A 16,907-nucleotide genomic window follows, 5' to 3' on the forward strand; every position below is an offset into this window, starting at 1 on the left:
CCCGGGCCAAGCCCCCGATCCTTCCGACGACACGAGGAGCCCCATGACGTACCGGCAGGTCCCCGATGCGGCGATACGCGCCGTGGGGCTCACCAAACACTTCGGTACGAAGCTCGCGCTCGACGGTGTCGACCTGGAGGCGGCCGCCGGCACCGTGCTGGGAGTGCTCGGTCCCAACGGCGCCGGCAAGACGACCACCGTGCGCATCCTCTCCACGCTCCTGCGCGCGGACCGGGGACGCGCCTGGGTGGCCGGCCACAACGTCGCCGCCGACCCGGACGGCGTACGCAGGCGCCTCGGACTGTCCGGGCAGTACGCGGCCGTCGACGAGAAGCTCACCGGCCGCGAGAACCTCTACCTCGTCGCCCGCCTCTACGGCATGCGACGGGCGGCGGCACGACGCCGCGCAGCGGAACTCCTCGAATTCTTCCGGCTCCTGGAGGCCGCGGACCGCCCGAGCGGCACGTTCTCCGGCGGCATGCGGCGCCGGCTCGACCTCGCCGGCGCCCTCGTGGCCAAACCCCCGGTGGTGATCCTCGACGAGCCCACCACAGGACTCGACCCACGCGGCCGCGCGGACACCTGGACCTCCATCAGAGAGCTGGTGGCCGCAGGCACTACCGTCCTGTTGACCACCCAATACCTCGAAGAGGCAGACCAACTCGCCGATCACATCGTCGTGATCGACCGCGGAAGGGTCATCGCGCAAGGTACAGCCCCCCAGTTGAAGGCCCGAGTCGGAGGGGAACGACTCGCCCTCACCGTGCCACACGTCCGGGACCGGGAACGGGCCCTCGGCGTCCTCGCCGGCCTGGGCCCCCACCGCCCCGACTTCGACCCGCGCACCGGCCGCTGCACCGTGGCCACCGACGACGGCGCCCGTGCCCTGGAGTACGCCCTCGGCCTGCTGCGCCTCGCCGAGGTGCCGGTGGCCGACGTCTCGCTCGCCCCGCCCACACTGGACGACGTGTTCCTGGCCCTCACCGGCCACACCAGGCCCGAGCCACCTCCTGGAGCCGGCGCGCCGACGCCCGGCGGACGCCACCGGGAGAACTCGTGAACCTCCTGCCGCGAACCGCCCGCGACGCCGCGATCCTCGCCGGACGCAATCTGCTCAACCTCCGGCGCACGCCGGGATCCGTGATCGCCGCCCTGGTCCAACCCGTGATGTTCGTGCTCCTGCTGGCCTACGTCTTCGGCGGCAGCCTCGGCGGCGCCGGATACCGCACCTTCCTGATGGGCGGCATCTTCGCCCAAGCGGTCACCTTCAACGCCGCGTTCACCGCCCTGGGCCTGGCCGCGGACCTGGACAAGGGCATCGTGGACCGCTTCCGCAGCCTGCCCATGCCCCGCATGGCGGTCATCCTCGGACGCACCCTGTCCGACCTGCTCATGAGCGTCGTCACGCTGACCGTGACCTCGCTGTGCGGCCTCCTGGTCGGCTGGCGCATCAATGGATCACCGACCGCGGCCGCCCTCGCCTACCTTCTGGTGCTGCTGTTCGCCTTCGCCATGTCCTGGGTAGGGGCCACGATCGGACTGGTCGCACGCAGCGTCGAAGTCGCGCAGAGCGCCGGCCTCATCTGGCTGTTCCCCGTGACGTTCGTCTCGTCGGCCTTCGTCTCCACCAGCACCATGTCCGGCCCGCTGCGAACCGTCGCCGAATGGAACCCCGTCTCGGCCACGGCGACCGCGGTGCGGCGCCTCTTCGCCAACCCGCCTCCCGGGGACCACCCCTACGGCAGCGCCTGGCCCGTCGTCCACGCCCTCCCCTACTCACTGGCCTGCGCGGCCGCGATCACGGCGGCCTTCATGGGCATCGCCCTCACCAGGTTCAGGCGCATCACCCGCGGCTGAGTGCCGAGCACGTCCTCTGAGCGCGCAAACGGGCCGCGCGCACAAGCCGAACCCTCCGACCCCCTCACGCAGGGGACAACACATTGCGAAGCACCGCGACCCCCGCGACCGACGGAAACAGCAGCCCCTCCAGCCGAGGCACCAGATCGTCCACGGTTCCGCACTGTCGACCACCATGCCCCAGCCACTGGCGAATTTCAGGGCAACTTGCCAACGTCGACCGCACCGCCACACCGTCACTCACCGTATGCAGACCACGGAAGTTGAGCCAGAACCCGATCTCGTGAACATCGCCGCTCGCGCTCCCCAGGCACCTCCCGCGGCATCGTCCTCTGTTGGACTGCGCGACGGAGAGGTTGGCGCAGCGCGAACGCGACAGGCGCTGTAAAGGTGGAAAACTACAGTGATGGACAGGAGCCAGCCGCGACTGAACGGCACCGCGCAAGCCGGGCCCGGAATGAAAAGCGCCGACGGCTTCCTGGAGGCACTTGTTCGAAGCGACTTGCCACCATTGCGTGGTGACCGGCACACGGGCCAGGACTTCCGTGCCAACGTCGTCACCCGCGACCTGGGCCCCTTGCACCTGACCGAACTGGTGACTCCGGAAGGCGAATGCTTCCGCGACGCCCGTTCGGCACGTGCTCAGGACAGCGAGCTGTGGCAGATCGAGGTGGTGACACGAGGACACGTACGCGCCGAGCAAGGCGGCAGCACACCGCCGTACTGGGCCCCACGGACCTGGTCCTCATTGACCCGGTACGGCCGGTGCGGTTCGCCAGTTCCGCGACCACCCACGTGACGATGCTGCTGCCGCGGCACCTACTGCGGCTCCGCGAAGATGAGGCCGCGCGGCTGGTCGGTGCAAGGATCCGCGGCGACCAGGGCCCCGCAGCGCTGGTGTCCTCACTCCTAAGGGACATGACGCGAACCCTGGCCGGGTTCCGCGCCCACGAGGCGGACCGGGCGGCAGCCGCTGTGATCGAACTGACCGCGGTGGCGATGGCCTCCTACCTGGGCGACACTCGGCCCGTCGACGACGACGTACTGCGCACGCGCGTCATCGGCTTCATCGAGGCGAGACTGTCCGACAGAGATCTCACCCCGGCCAAGGTCGCCGCGGCGCACCACATTTCGCTGCGCCGACTGCACAAACTGTTCCAAGGCCAGCCCCTGACCGTGGCTGCCCTGATCCGCCAGCGGCGACTGGAGCGTTGCTACACGGATCTGCGCTGGAGGAAGACCTCGGTGGCCGCCGTGGCCGCCTCCTGGGGTTTTGCCGACCCGGCCCACTTCAGCCGACTGTTCAGGGCGACCTACGGGCACAGCCCGGGGGCACGGATGTCCAATGACGGTGCGCTGGCCGTCAATGACCACGTCGCTGGACCCCGCAAGGATGGTGACCGAAAGACGTAAAACGGAAAGGGGCCTGAAATGGATCCGTCAGCCGACACACGGCACCGCATCCCCGCCCGGATGATCGAGGGTTGGAACCACGGCGACGCAGCCGCGTTCGCGGCGGACTTCGCACAGGACGCCGAACTCATCGATTTCGACGGCACCGTCCACAAGGGACGCGACACGGTGATCGCGTTCCAGCAGCCGGCCTTCGACACATTCCTGAAGGGCTCCCGGCTCGTGCGCGGCGAGGTGGAGTTCGCCCGGGTCGTCGCACCGGGCTTCGCCGTGATTCACCACCGCTTCGGCATGGTGATGGCCGGTGAGGAGGAGCCCCCTCCATCCCGCTACTTCCTGCAGCTTTTCGCAGTGATCTGGCAGAACGACCGCTGGGAGATGGCGACGCTGCAGAACACGCGCCGGGTCTCTCTCGAGTCCGCCATGGCTCTGGACGCACAAACGGCCACGTGATTCGGGCACTTTTCCAGCTCTCGTAGGGCGTCTCGGGCCAAGATTTCCTTCAAGTGGACAGAGGCGGACAGCCGGTGCACCACGATCGGAGCGCCCGCCATACCTCCAGCCTGCACCTCCCCGGTGCGTACCTCGCAGGGAAGCAGCACCTGCAGCCGGCAGGCGCAGTGCCCGCCCCCGCCCCTGTGCGGTGATCACCCGTTGCGATGGTGCGGGCGCGTGCCGCACCCCCCGTTCCGGGCGCGGGCGGCACAGTGGGAGGCACGCGCCCCGTAGTCGTCGCCCGACCTGCGGCGGCGCGCGAGCCGGGCACGCCGCCCGGCGAGCAGAATCAGGCCCAGCGCAGCGCTCTCGCCGCAGCGATTTGCTTCCCCGAACGACGCTGCTCCCGCCCGTCTTTTCACAGGGGCGTCAGAGGGGAAGTCTGTCCACTCACCACGCGCTGACCTGCAAAAAGGGCCCATTGCCGGGAGGGCCGTGGAACCTCCCACGCGACCCTCGTTGCAACCTCCCAGGCAACAGCGATGCGGTGCCTGGGGGCTGGTCGGCGCGCAGGAGCTTTGGGCCCCGGGAGAGGTGAGCAACCAGCCGAAGCGGTGACGCCCCGCTGCGTGAATCAACGATCCCGGGCACGGCTCGTCACGGCCACCGCTCGCGGGTCGGCCTCGGGCGGGCGCGGACAGGCGCACGCTGGAGGTATGGCACACGAGCAGTCCCCGCGACCCACACGGCCCGACGACGAGACGCGCATGCACCGGCCGGGCAAGAAGGTCCCCGTGAGCGGGATCTACGAGTGTACGTGCGGCCAATCCCACCGCTACACCAACACCGATGTGACGGGGAAGACGTTCCCGCCGCCGCCGGAGGATTGCTCGGGCGTCGGCTGGAACCTCAAGGAGGCCACCCTCCACCAGTGACCCCCGGTGGCCGTGGCCTCCGGCGTGTGGCCCGCACCCCTCAGACGCCGCCTGGGCGGCGAGGGGTGTGGGGCATACGTGCGACCAGGGCACCGGTGATGCGATCATCGAAACTGCCGGCGCGGGCGCCGGTGATGACCAGCTCGGCCAGCTCGCGCAGCTTGATGTTGGTGTTCATGGAGGTCTCGCGCAGCACGTCCCAGGCTTCTTCGGGCATGAGCCGGCCCAGCGCGATGAGGATGCCGGTGGCCTGGTCGATGGGGGCGTGAGAGAGCAGGGCCTGCTGAAGCCGCGCCACCTGGTGCTGTAGAGCGGCGACCGTGTCCGCGACCTGTCCGGCCTGCGGCACGGAGGACTGGGGGATGCGTCCCTGTACCTTCACCTGCACCCTCGGATGCTGTGAGCATAGGTATCACGGGCCGTCATCGTGGCGTGTCGGTCACAGTTTCACTTGCCGACCGGACGCGAGCACGTTTATGGACGGGGCGTGGGGTGACCCAGCGGGGCCGGTCAGGAAGCGGCCGCGCGACGGGGCCCAGCTGATCCCAGCCGGGCCCCGCTGCCACCCGCCCGACGTGCGTACACGACACAGCCGTGCAGGCGGGAACGCATGGCGGATGCCCCGATCGTCATGCACCGGCCATCGGCCACCGGCGACTGGCGCGTCACCATCCGCGACCGCATCATCGGCCTCGCCGACTCCGACCACGACCTGATCGTCTTCCTCGAAGCCGCGTGCCTGCTCGACCCTGACCGGCTGCCGGACGACCCCCGCTGGGTCGAATGACGCGGCGCCCGCCCCCCGCCACTGGGAAGCCGGCTGAGACAGGCATGAGGGTGGCGAAGCGCCCTCATGCCTGTCTCAGCCCTGAGGACGGGAGGGCGTCCGGGGTAGCACCGCTCGCTGGGGAGCGGGCTACACGTGGATGGTGCGTGTCATGGTGGTCATTTCTGGGCCGGGTTGCCTTGGGCGAGTCGGGCGAGGTGGTCCCATTCCTCCAGGCTCGCGAGCCTGCCCGCGTACTCGGTGCGCAGTGCGTCCAGGCCGCCGGTGCCGAACAGGACGCGCAGGGGCGGGTTCGGGGCATCTGCCACGGCCAGCAGTGCCTGGGAGGTCGCGGCCGGATCGCCCGGGACGAACCCACTCGCGCTCGCGCCGGTGAACAGCGCCTGGCGGGCGTGGGCGTAGGCCGGGTCCGGCTGGGACTGGGGAGAGTTTTCAGCCAGGCCGGTGGGGAACATGACGGGCTCGATCAAAGTGACGTGGATGCCGTATGCCTCGACCTCGGCGGCCAGGGACTGGCTCATCGCCTCCATCGCAAACTTCGTTGCCTGGTAGATGCCCAGAGCCGGGTAGGCGATCAGCCCGCCGAGGGAGGAGACCTGAAGGATGCGGCCGGCACGGCGCTCTCGCATTTTCGGCAGGACGGCCCGGGTGGTCCACAGTGCGCCGAAGTAGTTGACGTCCATCTGCGCGCGGGCCTGCTCGGCGCCGACCTCCTCGACCGCCCCGACAAGCATGTGCCCGGCATTGTTGACCAGGACATCGATGCCCCCGAAGTGCTCCTCGGCGGTGTGGACCGCGGTGTCGACGGCGGCCCGGTCGGTCACATCGAGTGCCAGCGGCATTACCTGGCTGCCGTAGCGGTCGGCGAGCGGCTTGAGGACCTCCGCGTCGCGGGCGGTGGCGACGACCTGGTCGCCGTGCTCGAGGATCGCTTCGGCCCACAGGGCGCCGAACCCCCGGGAGGCGCCGGTGAGGAACCATGTGCGTGCAGTAGTCATGCTGTTTCTCCGTACGTGTGTCGGTACGGCCCAGCGTCGGTGATCACCCGGGCGGTAGGCAGAGTGAGGTTCACTCTGCCTACCGCCTCACTGTGGGTGCAGACTTTTCGTGTGGACACTCAGCAGCTGGCCCAGTTCCTGCGCGTGCGACGCGAGGCGCTCAGCCCCGCCGACGTCGGCCTGACCGCGGCCGGCCGACGGCGCACACCCGGGCTGCGCCGCGAAGAGGTGGCGGCGCTCGCCGACGTCTCGACGGACTACTACACACGCCTCGAACAGCAGCGTGCCACAGCTACGCCGTCGGAGCCGGTACTGCGCGCACTGACCCGCGCACTGCGCCTGAGCCTGGACGAACGCGACCACCTCTACCGGCTGGCCGGCCTGAACGTGCCTGATAGCCGCCGCGGCGACCGGCACGTCGCCCCGGCCCTGCTGACTGTCCTCGACCGGCTCTACGACGTGCCGGCGCAGGTGATGACCGACCTCGGCGACACACTCGCCCAAAACCATCTCGCCCGCGCCGTCTTCGGTGACCTCACGGGTCTCAGCGGCCCCGGGGCGAGCGTCATCTACCGCTGGTTCACCGATCCCGCCGCCCGCCATGGGACGCCGGTCGAAGACCACGCCGAAGAGTCACGGGCGCTCGTCGCCGACCTACGCTCCGCCGTCACCCGCCGCGACGACGAACCCGCCCGCAGGCTGGTCGAGCAGTTGGGCACCGCCAGCCCCGAATTCGCCGCCCTGTGGGAACTGCACGACGTCGCCGTACTGCGCTGCCGCCGCAAACGCATCCTGCACCCCGAAGTCGGCCTGCTCGAACTCGACTGCCAGTCCACGCTCGACGAAGACCGCACCCAGGTCCTCGCCCTCTTCTCACCCATCCCCGCCACCCCGACCGCCGAACGACTCACCCTCCTCAGCCTCACCAGCACACCCCGCCCGTAACACCACACCCCCCAGCCGGTTGCAGCCGTGAAGAGCCTCGTACACCCCGGAACACCCGGTAGGGAGATCAGACCCGGAACGTTCGTCCACGGGGCCGACGTCGGCCGCTGGGTGACCCGACAGCGGAGCGGGTGGGCGAACAACGGCATGGACCTGACCCGCGTGGACCTGCGCGGCGTGAACCTGCGCGCCGCGTTCCTGGGCAACGCGAACCTCAGTCACACGGACCTGTCCGGTGTGAAGCTGTCCGGCGCGCGGCTGATGCGCGCGGTGCTGGCCGGCGCGGACCTCTCTCGCGCCCGACTGTCCCGCGCGAGCCTGCGCGATGCAAGGCTGGCAGGCGCGAAGCTGGCCCGCGCGGTCCTGACCGGCGCGGACCTGAGGGGCGCGGACCTGACCGACGCGGACCTGACCGACGCGGACCTGACCGACACGGACCTGGCAGGAGCAACCTGGGACTGGATGACCCACTGGTCTGCCGAGTTGAAACCGATCGTCCGCGAGCAGTCCGACGAAGTGAGGCCCGGAATCTACCAAGTGCGGGATGGCTCAGCCCCAGACCGCTCGAACGTCTGGGTCTGAGCGACGCGCGAACCGACCCCTCACGGCCTCAGCGGCCGCAGGCGCCGTGGCAGAGGGTGGCCGTCTGCCACAACGCCTACGACCGCTGAAAGCCCCCGAGCGGTCCGCTCGCGTGCCACCCTGCCTGATTCGAACGTGGCGCTCCTCCGGAGCAAGCAAGCCGACACCATCCGCTCACGACGACGAACCACTGTTGACCTTGAGTTTCCACGCCCTCACGGCTGAGAGGCCGTCCTCATGACGGACAAACGTGGCAGGCTCGAAGGCCAGGCGGTTCACCCAGGCAAGTACGCACTTGTCGAATGGGTGTCACCACCCGAGTACGATTTGATCGCCTCCTGCCGACCGCCGTGCTGTCCAAGACCAGTTTCAGCATTCCCCCTTGGGGGTCGACGTCTTCGACGGCTACTTGCGGGGCCTGGTACTTGCAGAGGCCGAGTTCACTACAGATGACGAGGCGTCCTCTGGGCGCTTGCCACGCACAGACGGCCGGTCGATCGATGCGTAGGTGGAATCAGTCGTGCGTGGTGGCCGGTGAGCCGGCGATGGCGGTGAGCCGGAGCTTGGTCTCGTCCTCACTGCCGGGCACGGCGGTCATGATGACGATCTTGAGCTCGGAGTCGCCGTCGGTCAGGACGTCGCAGTCCACCGTGACCGGGCCCACCGACGGGTGGTCGACCGTCTTGTGGTCTTCGCGGTGCGCGGCCACCTCTCCGGTCGCCCATAGCTCGGCGAACCTCCTGTTGCCCGCGTTCAGATCGCGGATCAGCGCGGCCAAGCGGCTGTCCTGGGGGAAGCGGCTGGTGGCGCGGCGCAGGTCGGAGACGACGGCGGCGTCGGTGGTGTCGCGGTCCGCCTCGGTCACTGGCCACAGCGCGAGGTGGGCGGGGCCGGCGTCCACTGGGAACCTGTCGCGGGCGAAGTTGCGCAGCCGCGGTGGCGAGGCGGAGGGATCGCCGAGAAGGGCGGCCCACCCGCGGTTCCACCACACCAGTTGCCAGTCCGCCGCGAACACGGCCACCGCCACGTCCCGGAGGCGGGCGAGCACCCGTTGCACGCCGGGCGGGAGATGGTCAGAGATCGTACCGTCCACCGGCGGTGCGAGCTGGGCAAGCCGGTACAGGTGGTCACGCTCGGCGGTGGACAGCTGCAGGGCTCGCGCCAGGGACGCCACCACCGACGGTGAGGGTGTCGTGGCACGACCCTGTTCGAGGCGCACGATGTAGTCGACCGATACCCCAGCCAGGTCAGCCAGTTCTTCGCGTCGCAGCCCGGCTGCCCGGCGCCTGCGGGCCACCGGCAGTCCGGCGGCCGATGGGGGCAGCCGTTCCCGCCACGTGCGGATCATCACGCCCAGTCCAGTTCCGGGTGTCGCCGACATGAACTCCATCCTCCTGCATCCCCGGTCGCGCATGGGGGCGCGAGGGTGGTACTGGTTTTCCTACCGCCGAAGCGTCCCTGGTCCGCCTCCCTTGTCGGGATCAGAGTCGAACGCATGACCATCATTTTCATCACCGGAGCCAACAAGGGACTCGGCCGCGAGACCGCCCGCCGCCTGATCGAGTGTGGCCACACCGTGCTCCTCGGAGCACGCAACCGCGAACAGGGCGAGGAGGCCGCCGCTGCGCTCGGCGCACGCTATGTCCCCATCGACGTGACTGACGACGCATCCGTGGCCGCCGCGGCCGCAGACGTCGCCGAACACGAGGGCAGGATCGACGTCCTGATCAACAACGCTGGTGTGCACGGCCCCGTCGGGGATCCCAGCGACCTCACTGCCGCCGTCGCCCGTGACGTCCTCGACGTCAACGTCATCGGCGTCATCCGCACCACTACCGCGTTCTTGCCGCTACTACGCCGCTCGGATGACCCTGTGATCGTCAACGTCAGCAGCGGCATGGGCTCCCTCGCCCTCACCCACGACCACGGCCGGCCCGAGTCGCACGTCGTCGCGCCGCTGTACACCTCCTCGAAGGCGGCCCTGACGATGCTGACCACGCAGTACGCCAAGGGGCTCAAGGGCATCCGCGTCAACGCTGCCGACCCCGGTTACACCGCGACCGACCTCAACGGTCACAGCGGCCCCCAAACCGTCACCGAGGGCACGGACGCGATCGTCGCTCTCGCCACCGAGGAGCCCGGCGCCGGCAGCGGACGCTTCGTCTCCCGCCATGGCGAGATCGCCTGGTCCTGACACCGGCCGCGCCGGATCAGCCATTTCAGGGGCGCAGCTCGCATCGTGATCGATCTGCGGTTGCCCTCCCGGCCTCCCGTCGGGTACGGCCGGTGTGGAGCCACCCGGGCGACGGAAGCCGCCGTACGGGACGTACGACGTCTACACCGGGTCTCTTACATGCGGTTGCACGTCATCGCGAGGGACACCGCCGAACAGGCCTGGGCCGAGGTCCGGCGGCTGCTCGACGGTCTCTCGGACGAGGTCTTCTCCGAGGTGCAGGCGGGACCCGCCCGCAGCGAGTCGGAGGGCCGGCGCAGGATGCTCGCCCTCCGCGGTGGCGGTCGGGACCGGCTGGAGGTCGCATTCAACCTGTGGGCGGGCATCGGCCTGGTGCGCGGCGGTGCGGGTGCCGCCCTCGTGGGCAGCCACTCGGAGGTGACAGCGCGCATCGAGGAGCACCACCGGCTCGGCATCGACGAGTCCGTGCTGTCGGGCCACCCCCACGTCGAGGAGGCCTACTGGTTCGGGGAGGGCGTGCCGCCAAGACTGGCCGCGGCAGGCCTGCGGCACCACCCCGCGCGTCCGGCCCGCCGACAGGCGAACGCCGTGCCGTTCGCCTCAGGAACGGAAACCTGAAGACGGATCGCGAAGACGGTCGCGGACAAGGCCGCCGTCCGGCGAAGCTCGCCGCAGATAGTCTTCCGTGGCCTGCGCGGCACGTCCGACGTGCTCCGCCATCAGCGCGCGCGCCGCGTCGCGGTCGCCGGCCTCGATGGCGGCCAGCACGTCGCGGTGCTCCTGCGCCGCACGGGCGAGCCGGCCGCTCGCGGTGAGCCCCTCCAGAGGCATCTGCCGCCAGGCGCGGGCAACGAAGTCGGCCAGCAGCGGGGAGCCGCCGGCCCGTGCGACGGCCAGGTGGAAGCGTGCGTTGAGGTCGCCTGTGCCGGCGGGGCCCGTCTCGGCGAGCGCGCGGTCCATGGCGTCGCACGCGGCGGCGATGTCCGCCACGTCTCCCGGATCCGCGCGCATGGCCGCCAGCATCGCCGCCTCGGGCTCCAGTATGGAGCGCAGCATGGAGACCTCGGAGGAACGCTCGGCTGAGTTGCCGCCGATCACCGTCACATGGTTGGGCCGCCGCACGACGAGGCCCTGCTCGGCGAGGAGGGAGAGCGCGTCGCGCACCGGTGTCTGGCTCATCTCAAGCTGCTGCGCGAGGGAGGCCAGCACGACCCGCTGGCCCGGCGCCAGCTCGCCCGTCCTGATCGCGCGCAGCAGCGCTTCGTACGCGACCTCGCTCTTGGTGGGGGTGTGCACCGGGCCGAGACTCATGGCCGCCAGCCTAACGGCCGGTCGCGCGGCCCACTCCGGGGCCGCGGCGATCCGGGTCGCCCGGCAGCGCGTGCAGGGCGACGGTGACCGTGCCGCCACGGGAGATCGTCCCGTACACCGGGCAGTTCTCGGTGTAGAGGCGAGTGAGCCGCCGCGCGGTGTCCTCGTCGACCCCCCAGGTGGTGACGGAGAGTGCGACCTCCTCGTAGCGGGTGGGGTCGGTCGCGTCGCGGGTGTAGCCCACGGTGGTCTCGACGTCGTCGAGCGCCGCGTCCTCCTCGCGGGCGAAGTGGGTGATGCTGCTGACCGCGCAGGTCCCGAGGGAGGCGAGGAGCAGTTCCCCGGCGAGCCAGGCCTGGCTCCGCCCGCCCCTGCCGCCGGTCGAGTCGGTGACGAGGAACTGCTCGCGCGCCTCGGCCAGGAACCGTCCTGCCGTTCGTGTGGTGGTGACGGTGACGCTGTCGTCGTGGATCGTCATGGTGTGTTCTCTCCTCGGTGCAGTGGATGCCGGGTGCGGTTCAGGGGGTCCGGAGTGCGGGGATGATGTGTTCGGCGACCTCGTAGGCCCCTTCGAGCAGCGGTAGGGAGTCGAGGATGAAGATGTCGACGCCGGCCGAGTGGTACTCCTTCAGCCGGGTGGCGATGCTGTCGTGGCCGCCGACGAGGGCCATCGGCGGTCCCTGCTGGAGCAGAGAGATGCCCGGCCAGAGGTTGTCGTCGTGGGCCAGGTCGCGGGCCGCGGGCAGGCCGCCCTCGCGCAGGACGTCGAGTCCTTTGGCGGGGAGGTGCGCGAAGACGCGCGACTGGGTCACGGACGTGCCGCCGCCGTTGCCGCCCTTCGCGATGAGTCCGAGCTTGCGGTCGAGGGTCGCCCTGCTGGTCGCGGCGAGCAGCCGGTCCGCCTTGCGCCAGGCGTCCTCGTCCGTGGCGCCGGTGATCAGGGAGGCGCGCAGCCCTATGCGGGGTTTCCTGCCGTGGGCAGCTGCCTTCTCGCTCACGGCCGCCGTCTTCTCGGTCAACTGCTCCAGCGGCTCAGAGAAGGTGAGGTATGCGTCCGCGAACCGGCCTGCCACGTCGAGGGCCTTGGGCGACGACCCGGAGAACCACAGCGGGATGTGGTCGCGGTGCGGCTCGATCCAGGGGTTGCCGCGCGCGTTCTCCACGTCGACGTACCGGCCGCGGTACGTGACGGTCTCCCCCGCCACCAGGCGGTTGAAGACCTCCCAGTACTCGGCGTGCAGGTCGTAGCGCTCGTCGTTCTCGAGCTGGATGCCGTGCTGGCGCCACACGGGTGTCTCGGAGTTGATGACGTTGATCAGCAGTCTGCCGTCGAAGAGGTCGTCGAAACTGAGTGCCATGTTGGCGAGTTCGGTGACCGACGTGAACTGTGGGCGGAGCGCGAGCAGGGGACGGAAGCGGCGTGTGACTGCGGCCGCGGTGGTGCCCGTCACCCAGACGTTGTGTCCTGTCGTGGAGAGCAGGGCGCCGGTGTAGGGCAAGCGGTCGAGCGCGGAAGCGAGGGCGGTGATGTCGGGGAGCCGGATGTCGCGGCGCCCCGCGGGCTCCCACGGGTAGGGGCCGTCGTGCGTCACGTAGTACCAGAGGAATTCGGGATCGGGGCGTGTCATCGGTGTGCTCCTTGCGCGCAGGGCCGGGTCGCGTGCGGGTGAGGGGCGGGGGTGCAGGGTTCGGCCCTCATGCCGGAAGCCCCTTGCCCCGGGTCTCGGGCAGGCACAGCACGGCGACGGCGCCCAGCAGGTAGACGGGGGTGAAGAGGACGGCGGCCCGGTCGAAGCCGCCGAGCGCCGAGGCGAGGGATCCCGAGACGATGGAGGCGATCATGGCGAGGTAGCGGGCGCCGGAGAACACGGCGCTGATCGCGGTGGCCCGCACCCGTGTCGCGAACAGTTCCGGTGTGTGCACCGCGTACCAGCTGTAGAGGCCGCCGGTGAACAGGCCCGCGACCAACTGCGCCAGTGTCGCGGGCCCCGCCTGGTGCAGTCCGAGGAACACCACGGGCACGACCGCGCACGAGCCGGCGAGGAACACCAGTGTGGTGGCCCGGCGGCCCCAGGCCTCGGCCAGGAAGCCGAAGGCGATGCAGCCGGCGATCTCTCCGACGTTGTAGAGCGCTCCCGCCCAGCCCGTGTAGAAGGCCGTCCTGCGCGGGTCGGTGACGAGACCGCCGACGAAGGTGGGTTGGTACGAGGAGACCGCCCACCAGCCTACGGTGATGGCGACGGACACTCCGAGTGCGGCGAGGAAGCGCCGGGCGCTCGCACCGCGCAGCAACCCGGGGCGCTCCTCGCGCCGCCCGCTGCTCGTCCACCGGGCCGACTCCGGGATGCGCCGGCGCACCAAGGCGACGACCACCAGGGGCAGCACGCCGAAGGCGTACATCCACCGCCAGGACAGGCCCCAGGTGGAGCCGACGAGCACCCACAGGGCCGAGACGACGAGCCCGCCCAGGGAGAACCCCGCCTGGAGCAGGCCGGCACCCCTCGTACGCCACCGTTCGGGCCAGGTCTCCTGGAGCAGGGACGTGCCGACCCCCCATTCGGCCCCGATGCCGACGCCGGTGAAGAACCGGGACAGGCCGAGCAGCCACCAGGTGCCCGTCGTAGCGGCGAGCACCGTCGCCAGGCTGTAGAGGGCGACACCGGCGACCATGGTGCGACGGCGCCCGAGCCGGTCGCCGACCACGCCTCCCAGGATGCCGCCGGTGGCCCAGCCGGCCAGGGTGACGGCGAGGAGGTAGCCCATGTAGCGCGGCACGGCGGACACCTGGTCCGGGGGGAGCAGGTCGAGCAGGGCGGGCCGGCCGGTGATGATCAGGACGAAGGTGTCGTAGCCGTCCGCCACCCAGAACACCAGGGTGATGGCGAGGACGAGCCAGGCCTGCCTGCCGAGTGCGGGGCCGGCCGTCCGCTCGACGGCGGGGGGTGTCAGGGCGGTCATGAGGCACCTCCGCCGCGCGGGGCGCGGGTGGCGGCCGCCACGGGCGCCGCGTGCGGGCCGCCGTCCGGCGGCACGGGCAGGCGCAGGCCCGCCTGTTCCAGCAGCGGCAGGATCTCCTCGCCGAAGTGGCCGAGGTCGGGGAGGTAGTCGTAGAAGGTGAGCTGCACTCCGTCGATGCCGGTGGCGTGGAGGGCGGCGAGTTGCCCGGTGACCTCTTCGGGCGAGCCGACGACGTGCAGGTGGCCTCCGACGGCTCGGCCGCGGGCGCTGTGTTCGAGCCAGGACCGGCTGTCGCCCGCTGCGTGCCGCGACTGGAACGCGGCGATCGACTCCAGGTCGGCGTGGGCCTGGATGGCGCGGTAGTAGGCGTGGGCCTCGGCGCTCGTGGGGCGCGAGACCACCGTGGGGTTGATGACGACGCGCACCTCCCGGCCCTGGGCGCGGGCGGCGTCCTTCACGGCCCGCACGTGCGCCGGCAGGGCGGCGAGCGCGTCAGTGATGTCCTCGCCCGCGGGGCTGGAGATGAAGACGATGTCCGAGTGGCGGCCCGCGAAGGCGAACCCGGCGGGCGAGCCGCCGGCGGAGACGAGGACCGGCCGGCCGAACGCGGGGCGGGGCGAGACGTACGCCTCCCGCAGGGACCAGTGCTCGCCCTCGAAGGTGAGGTTGTCCTCGCCCGCCCACAAGTCCTCGGCGACCGCGACGAATTCGTCGGCCATCGCATACCGGCGGTCGTGCTCGGGGCGGGTCAGGCCGAACATCGCCGGCTCCATGTCGGCGTAGCCCGTCACGATGTTGGCCCCGAACCTGCCGCCGGAGACGTGGTCGGCCGTGGCGAGGAACTTGGCGAGGTGCAGGGGGTGCCACGGGCCGTAGAGGGCGTGGATGGTGCCCAGCAGCAGGATGCTTCGCGTGGCCGAGGACAGGGCCACGGCGGAGACGAACGGATCGAGGAAGTTCTCCCGGTAGTGGCTCGCCCCGCCGAAGCCTCCCTTGGGCAGCCACTGGGACAGGCCGAAGGCGATGTCGAAGCCGAGGGCCTCGGCGCGGCGGGTGAGTTCGAGGTTGTAGTCGAAGGTCCAGTCGGTGCCGCGCGGCAGCGTGGACTGGGACCAGCCGCCGGTCTGCAGCGGCAGGAAAACGCCCAGCATCAGCGGCTGCCGGAAGGCCCGGCTGAGGGGGCTGTCGGGAAAGTCCTGCGGTGCGCGGGGCACGGCGAGGTCCGCCCGGTCGCGGAGGGACATGTTTGCTCCAGGGGGTGCGAAGGAGTCCGGACCCACCTCAGATAAAAAATAATTTATACGAGATGAGGCAGGGCACAGCGCGGCGGAATGTCAGCGGGCCCCGGCCAGGGCGGACCTCGACGCCAGGGCGCCGGTGAAGCGGTCGACCACCTTGTGCAGTCCCTCTTCCGCGCCTGGATCCACCCGCACCCGGCCGCCGTCGAGGCTGATGTGACGGTCGAGCACGAACCAGCCCTGCACGATGTGAGGGGCGCCCATCGACGACAGCACGGGGCGCAGCGCGTAGTCGATGGCGAGAGCGTGGGCCGCCGTCCCGCCGGTGGCGAGCGGCAGGACGGTCTTGCCGGCCAGCGCGGTCTGCGGCAGCAGGTCCAGCAGGGACTTCAGCAGCCCCGAGTAGGCGGCCTTGTAGACGGGCGTGCCGACGACGACCCCGTCGGCGCTCTGCACGAGTTCGACGGCGCGGAGAATGTCGGGGGCGGCCGTGTCGCCGTGCAGGAGGGGCTCGGCGGGGAGGGTGCGTACGTCCAACGGGACGACGTGGTGGCCCTGTTCGGCGACCCGGGCGCCCAGGTGACGCAGCAGCCCGGCAGTGCGGGAGGAGGCGGACGGGCTTCCGGAGAGGGACAGGACGGTGGCCATGGGCACTCGATTCGTCGTGGGCGTGCTTCGGAGCACCCCGGCGCGGCAGCAGGCAGGCCACCGCGGCGACTTCCGCGGTACGCGGCGGAGTCGGCCCGCTGGCAGCGCACACCGGCCCCGGGCAGGGGTGATCGGAGAGCGGGAGGGAGGGGAGCCATGGGAGGAGGCGTCGGCCCGGGCGGCAGCGGTCGGGCGGACGGGATGCGGGGAGGCGCAGACCGGGGCCGGTGAGACCCGGGGAGGGCAGAACGTGCCGTCAGTGAGCGGCGCGAGAGCAGAAGGCGCTGGCGAGACGACCGTAGTCGACGTGGCGCCGCCGCGTAAGCGTTGATCCGACCTTCATACCAATCAGCCAAACAGCTTGCGATTGGTCTCGTCAAGGGACGAACCCACTTCAGCGCGAGGCGTCCCACCAGGTGGGACAGCGGACCCCCGCTCGCGGTGGTTTCGTTCGCATCCCGCCTGCCCGTGCGGCCCCCCTCGACGTCCGGTGTTTTGAACCGGTGTCTCCCCGGTCCGCCTGCCGAGTGATGCGGCAATGTTGCCCAGGCATTGCAGGATTGTGTCGTCTACCCGGCCGCGCTCCATACGGCTGAAAAGCGTGTC

The 16,907-nt window shown here is 70.6% G+C and carries 20 protein-coding genes and 1 pseudogene; 11 read left to right on the top strand and 10 right to left on the bottom strand.

Features of this window, described 5'->3' with window-relative positions:
- Positions 1–43 precede the first annotated feature (43 nt).
- The 6 genes from L1885_RS00250 (at position 44) to L1885_RS00275 (ending at position 4,640) form a co-directional block, all read left to right on the top strand.
- Positions 44–1,060, top strand: a complete 1,017-nt coding sequence (locus L1885_RS00250) for an ATP-binding cassette domain-containing protein (RefSeq protein WP_235794838.1) — start codon at positions 44–46, stop codon at positions 1,058–1,060.
- Positions 1,057–1,857 carry an ABC transporter permease gene (locus L1885_RS00255; RefSeq protein ID WP_235794839.1) on the top strand — a complete coding sequence of 267 codons (801 nt, stop codon included), beginning with the start codon at positions 1,057–1,059 and terminating at the stop codon, positions 1,855–1,857. Before L1885_RS00250 ends, L1885_RS00255 begins: the two co-directional genes overlap by 4 nt.
- A 406-nt stretch (positions 1,858–2,263) precedes the next feature.
- On the top strand, positions 2,264–2,656 hold the full coding sequence (locus L1885_RS00260) for a hypothetical protein (RefSeq protein WP_235794882.1): 393 nt from the start codon (positions 2,264–2,266) through the stop codon (positions 2,654–2,656).
- On the top strand, positions 2,605–3,270 hold the full coding sequence (locus tag L1885_RS00265) for a helix-turn-helix domain-containing protein (RefSeq protein WP_235794880.1): 666 nt from the start codon (positions 2,605–2,607) through the stop codon (positions 3,268–3,270). Before L1885_RS00260 ends, L1885_RS00265 begins: the two co-directional genes overlap by 52 nt.
- Before the next feature lie 18 nt (positions 3,271–3,288).
- Positions 3,289–3,723 (top strand): SgcJ/EcaC family oxidoreductase, encoded by a 435-nt coding sequence (locus tag L1885_RS00270; protein WP_235794840.1) that lies wholly within the window; start codon positions 3,289–3,291, stop codon positions 3,721–3,723.
- Positions 3,724–4,421: 698 nt separating this feature from the next.
- Entirely contained in the window at positions 4,422–4,640 is a 219-nt protein-coding gene (locus tag L1885_RS00275; RefSeq protein WP_235794841.1) for a hypothetical protein, read from the top strand.
- A gap of 40 nt (positions 4,641–4,680) precedes the next feature.
- On the opposite strand, the gene L1885_RS00280 is transcribed toward L1885_RS00275, so the two are convergent.
- Positions 4,681–5,028, bottom strand: a complete 348-nt coding sequence (locus L1885_RS00280) for an ANTAR domain-containing protein (protein ID WP_235794842.1) — start codon at positions 5,026–5,028, stop codon at positions 4,681–4,683.
- Between the two features lie 222 nt (positions 5,029–5,250).
- On the opposite strand from L1885_RS00280, the gene L1885_RS00285 reads away from it, so the two are divergent.
- Entirely contained in the window at positions 5,251–5,427 is a 177-nt protein-coding gene (locus L1885_RS00285; protein WP_235794843.1) for a hypothetical protein, read from the top strand.
- 158 nt (positions 5,428–5,585) lie between these two features.
- Here L1885_RS00285 and L1885_RS00290 read toward each other — a convergent pair whose 3' ends face one another.
- Positions 5,586–6,425 (bottom strand): SDR family NAD(P)-dependent oxidoreductase, encoded by an 840-nt coding sequence (locus L1885_RS00290; protein ID WP_235794844.1) that lies wholly within the window; start codon positions 6,423–6,425, stop codon positions 5,586–5,588.
- A 111-nt stretch (positions 6,426–6,536) separates the two neighbouring features.
- Here L1885_RS00290 and L1885_RS00295 point away from each other — a divergent pair, with 111 nt between their 5' ends.
- On the top strand, positions 6,537–7,370 hold the full coding sequence (locus tag L1885_RS00295) for a helix-turn-helix transcriptional regulator (RefSeq protein WP_235794845.1): 834 nt from the start codon (positions 6,537–6,539) through the stop codon (positions 7,368–7,370).
- 147 nt (positions 7,371–7,517) lie between these two features.
- Positions 7,518–7,952, top strand: coding sequence for a pentapeptide repeat-containing protein (locus tag L1885_RS00300; protein WP_235794846.1), 435 nt, complete (start codon positions 7,518–7,520; stop codon positions 7,950–7,952).
- A 514-nt stretch (positions 7,953–8,466) separates the two neighbouring features.
- Here L1885_RS00300 and L1885_RS00305 read toward each other — a convergent pair.
- Positions 8,467–9,333, bottom strand: a complete 867-nt coding sequence (locus L1885_RS00305; protein WP_372481829.1) for a helix-turn-helix transcriptional regulator — start codon at positions 9,331–9,333, stop codon at positions 8,467–8,469.
- Between the two features lie 114 nt (positions 9,334–9,447).
- Here L1885_RS00305 and L1885_RS00310 point away from each other — a divergent pair, with 114 nt between their 5' ends.
- Entirely contained in the window at positions 9,448–10,146 is a 699-nt protein-coding gene (locus tag L1885_RS00310; protein ID WP_235794848.1) for an SDR family NAD(P)-dependent oxidoreductase, read from the top strand.
- 117 nt (positions 10,147–10,263) lie between these two features.
- Positions 10,264–10,764: pseudogene (locus L1885_RS00315) on the top strand (LLM class flavin-dependent oxidoreductase); the annotation flags it as partial.
- Here the strand turns inward: L1885_RS00315 and L1885_RS00320 are convergent.
- From L1885_RS00320 to L1885_RS29310, 7 genes are all read right to left on the bottom strand, one after another.
- Complete coding sequence (locus L1885_RS00320; RefSeq protein WP_235794849.1) at positions 10,747–11,457, bottom strand: GntR family transcriptional regulator; 711 nt, start codon at positions 11,455–11,457, stop codon at positions 10,747–10,749. The pseudogene L1885_RS00315 and the gene L1885_RS00320 sit on opposite strands and share 18 nt — an antisense overlap.
- Before the next feature lie 10 nt (positions 11,458–11,467).
- Positions 11,468–11,935 (bottom strand): OsmC family protein, encoded by a 468-nt coding sequence (locus L1885_RS00325; RefSeq protein ID WP_235794850.1) that lies wholly within the window; start codon positions 11,933–11,935, stop codon positions 11,468–11,470.
- Positions 11,936–11,975: 40 nt separating this feature from the next.
- Positions 11,976–13,085, bottom strand: a complete 1,110-nt coding sequence (locus L1885_RS00330; RefSeq protein WP_235794851.1) for an LLM class flavin-dependent oxidoreductase — start codon at positions 13,083–13,085, stop codon at positions 11,976–11,978.
- 67 nt (positions 13,086–13,152) lie between these two features.
- Positions 13,153–14,415 carry an MFS transporter gene (locus L1885_RS00335; protein ID WP_235794852.1) on the bottom strand — a complete coding sequence of 421 codons (1,263 nt, stop codon included), beginning with the start codon at positions 14,413–14,415 and terminating at the stop codon, positions 13,153–13,155.
- Entirely contained in the window at positions 14,412–15,659 is a 1,248-nt protein-coding gene (locus tag L1885_RS00340) for an LLM class flavin-dependent oxidoreductase (RefSeq protein WP_235794853.1), read from the bottom strand. The genes L1885_RS00335 and L1885_RS00340 overlap by 4 nt, the downstream gene beginning before the upstream one ends.
- A gap of 90 nt (positions 15,660–15,749) precedes the next feature.
- Complete coding sequence (gene ssuE / locus L1885_RS00345; RefSeq protein WP_235794854.1) at positions 15,750–16,301, bottom strand: NADPH-dependent FMN reductase; 552 nt, start codon at positions 16,299–16,301, stop codon at positions 15,750–15,752.
- Positions 16,302–16,557: 256 nt separating this feature from the next.
- Complete coding sequence (locus L1885_RS29310) at positions 16,558–16,644, bottom strand: putative leader peptide (RefSeq protein WP_372481831.1); 87 nt, start codon at positions 16,642–16,644, stop codon at positions 16,558–16,560.
- Between the last annotated feature and the right edge of the window lie 263 nt (positions 16,645–16,907).

The organism is Streptomyces fuscigenes (genome assembly GCF_021556455.1).
Classification (GTDB): Bacteria; Actinomycetota; Actinomycetes; order Streptomycetales; family Streptomycetaceae; genus Streptomyces; species Streptomyces fuscigenes.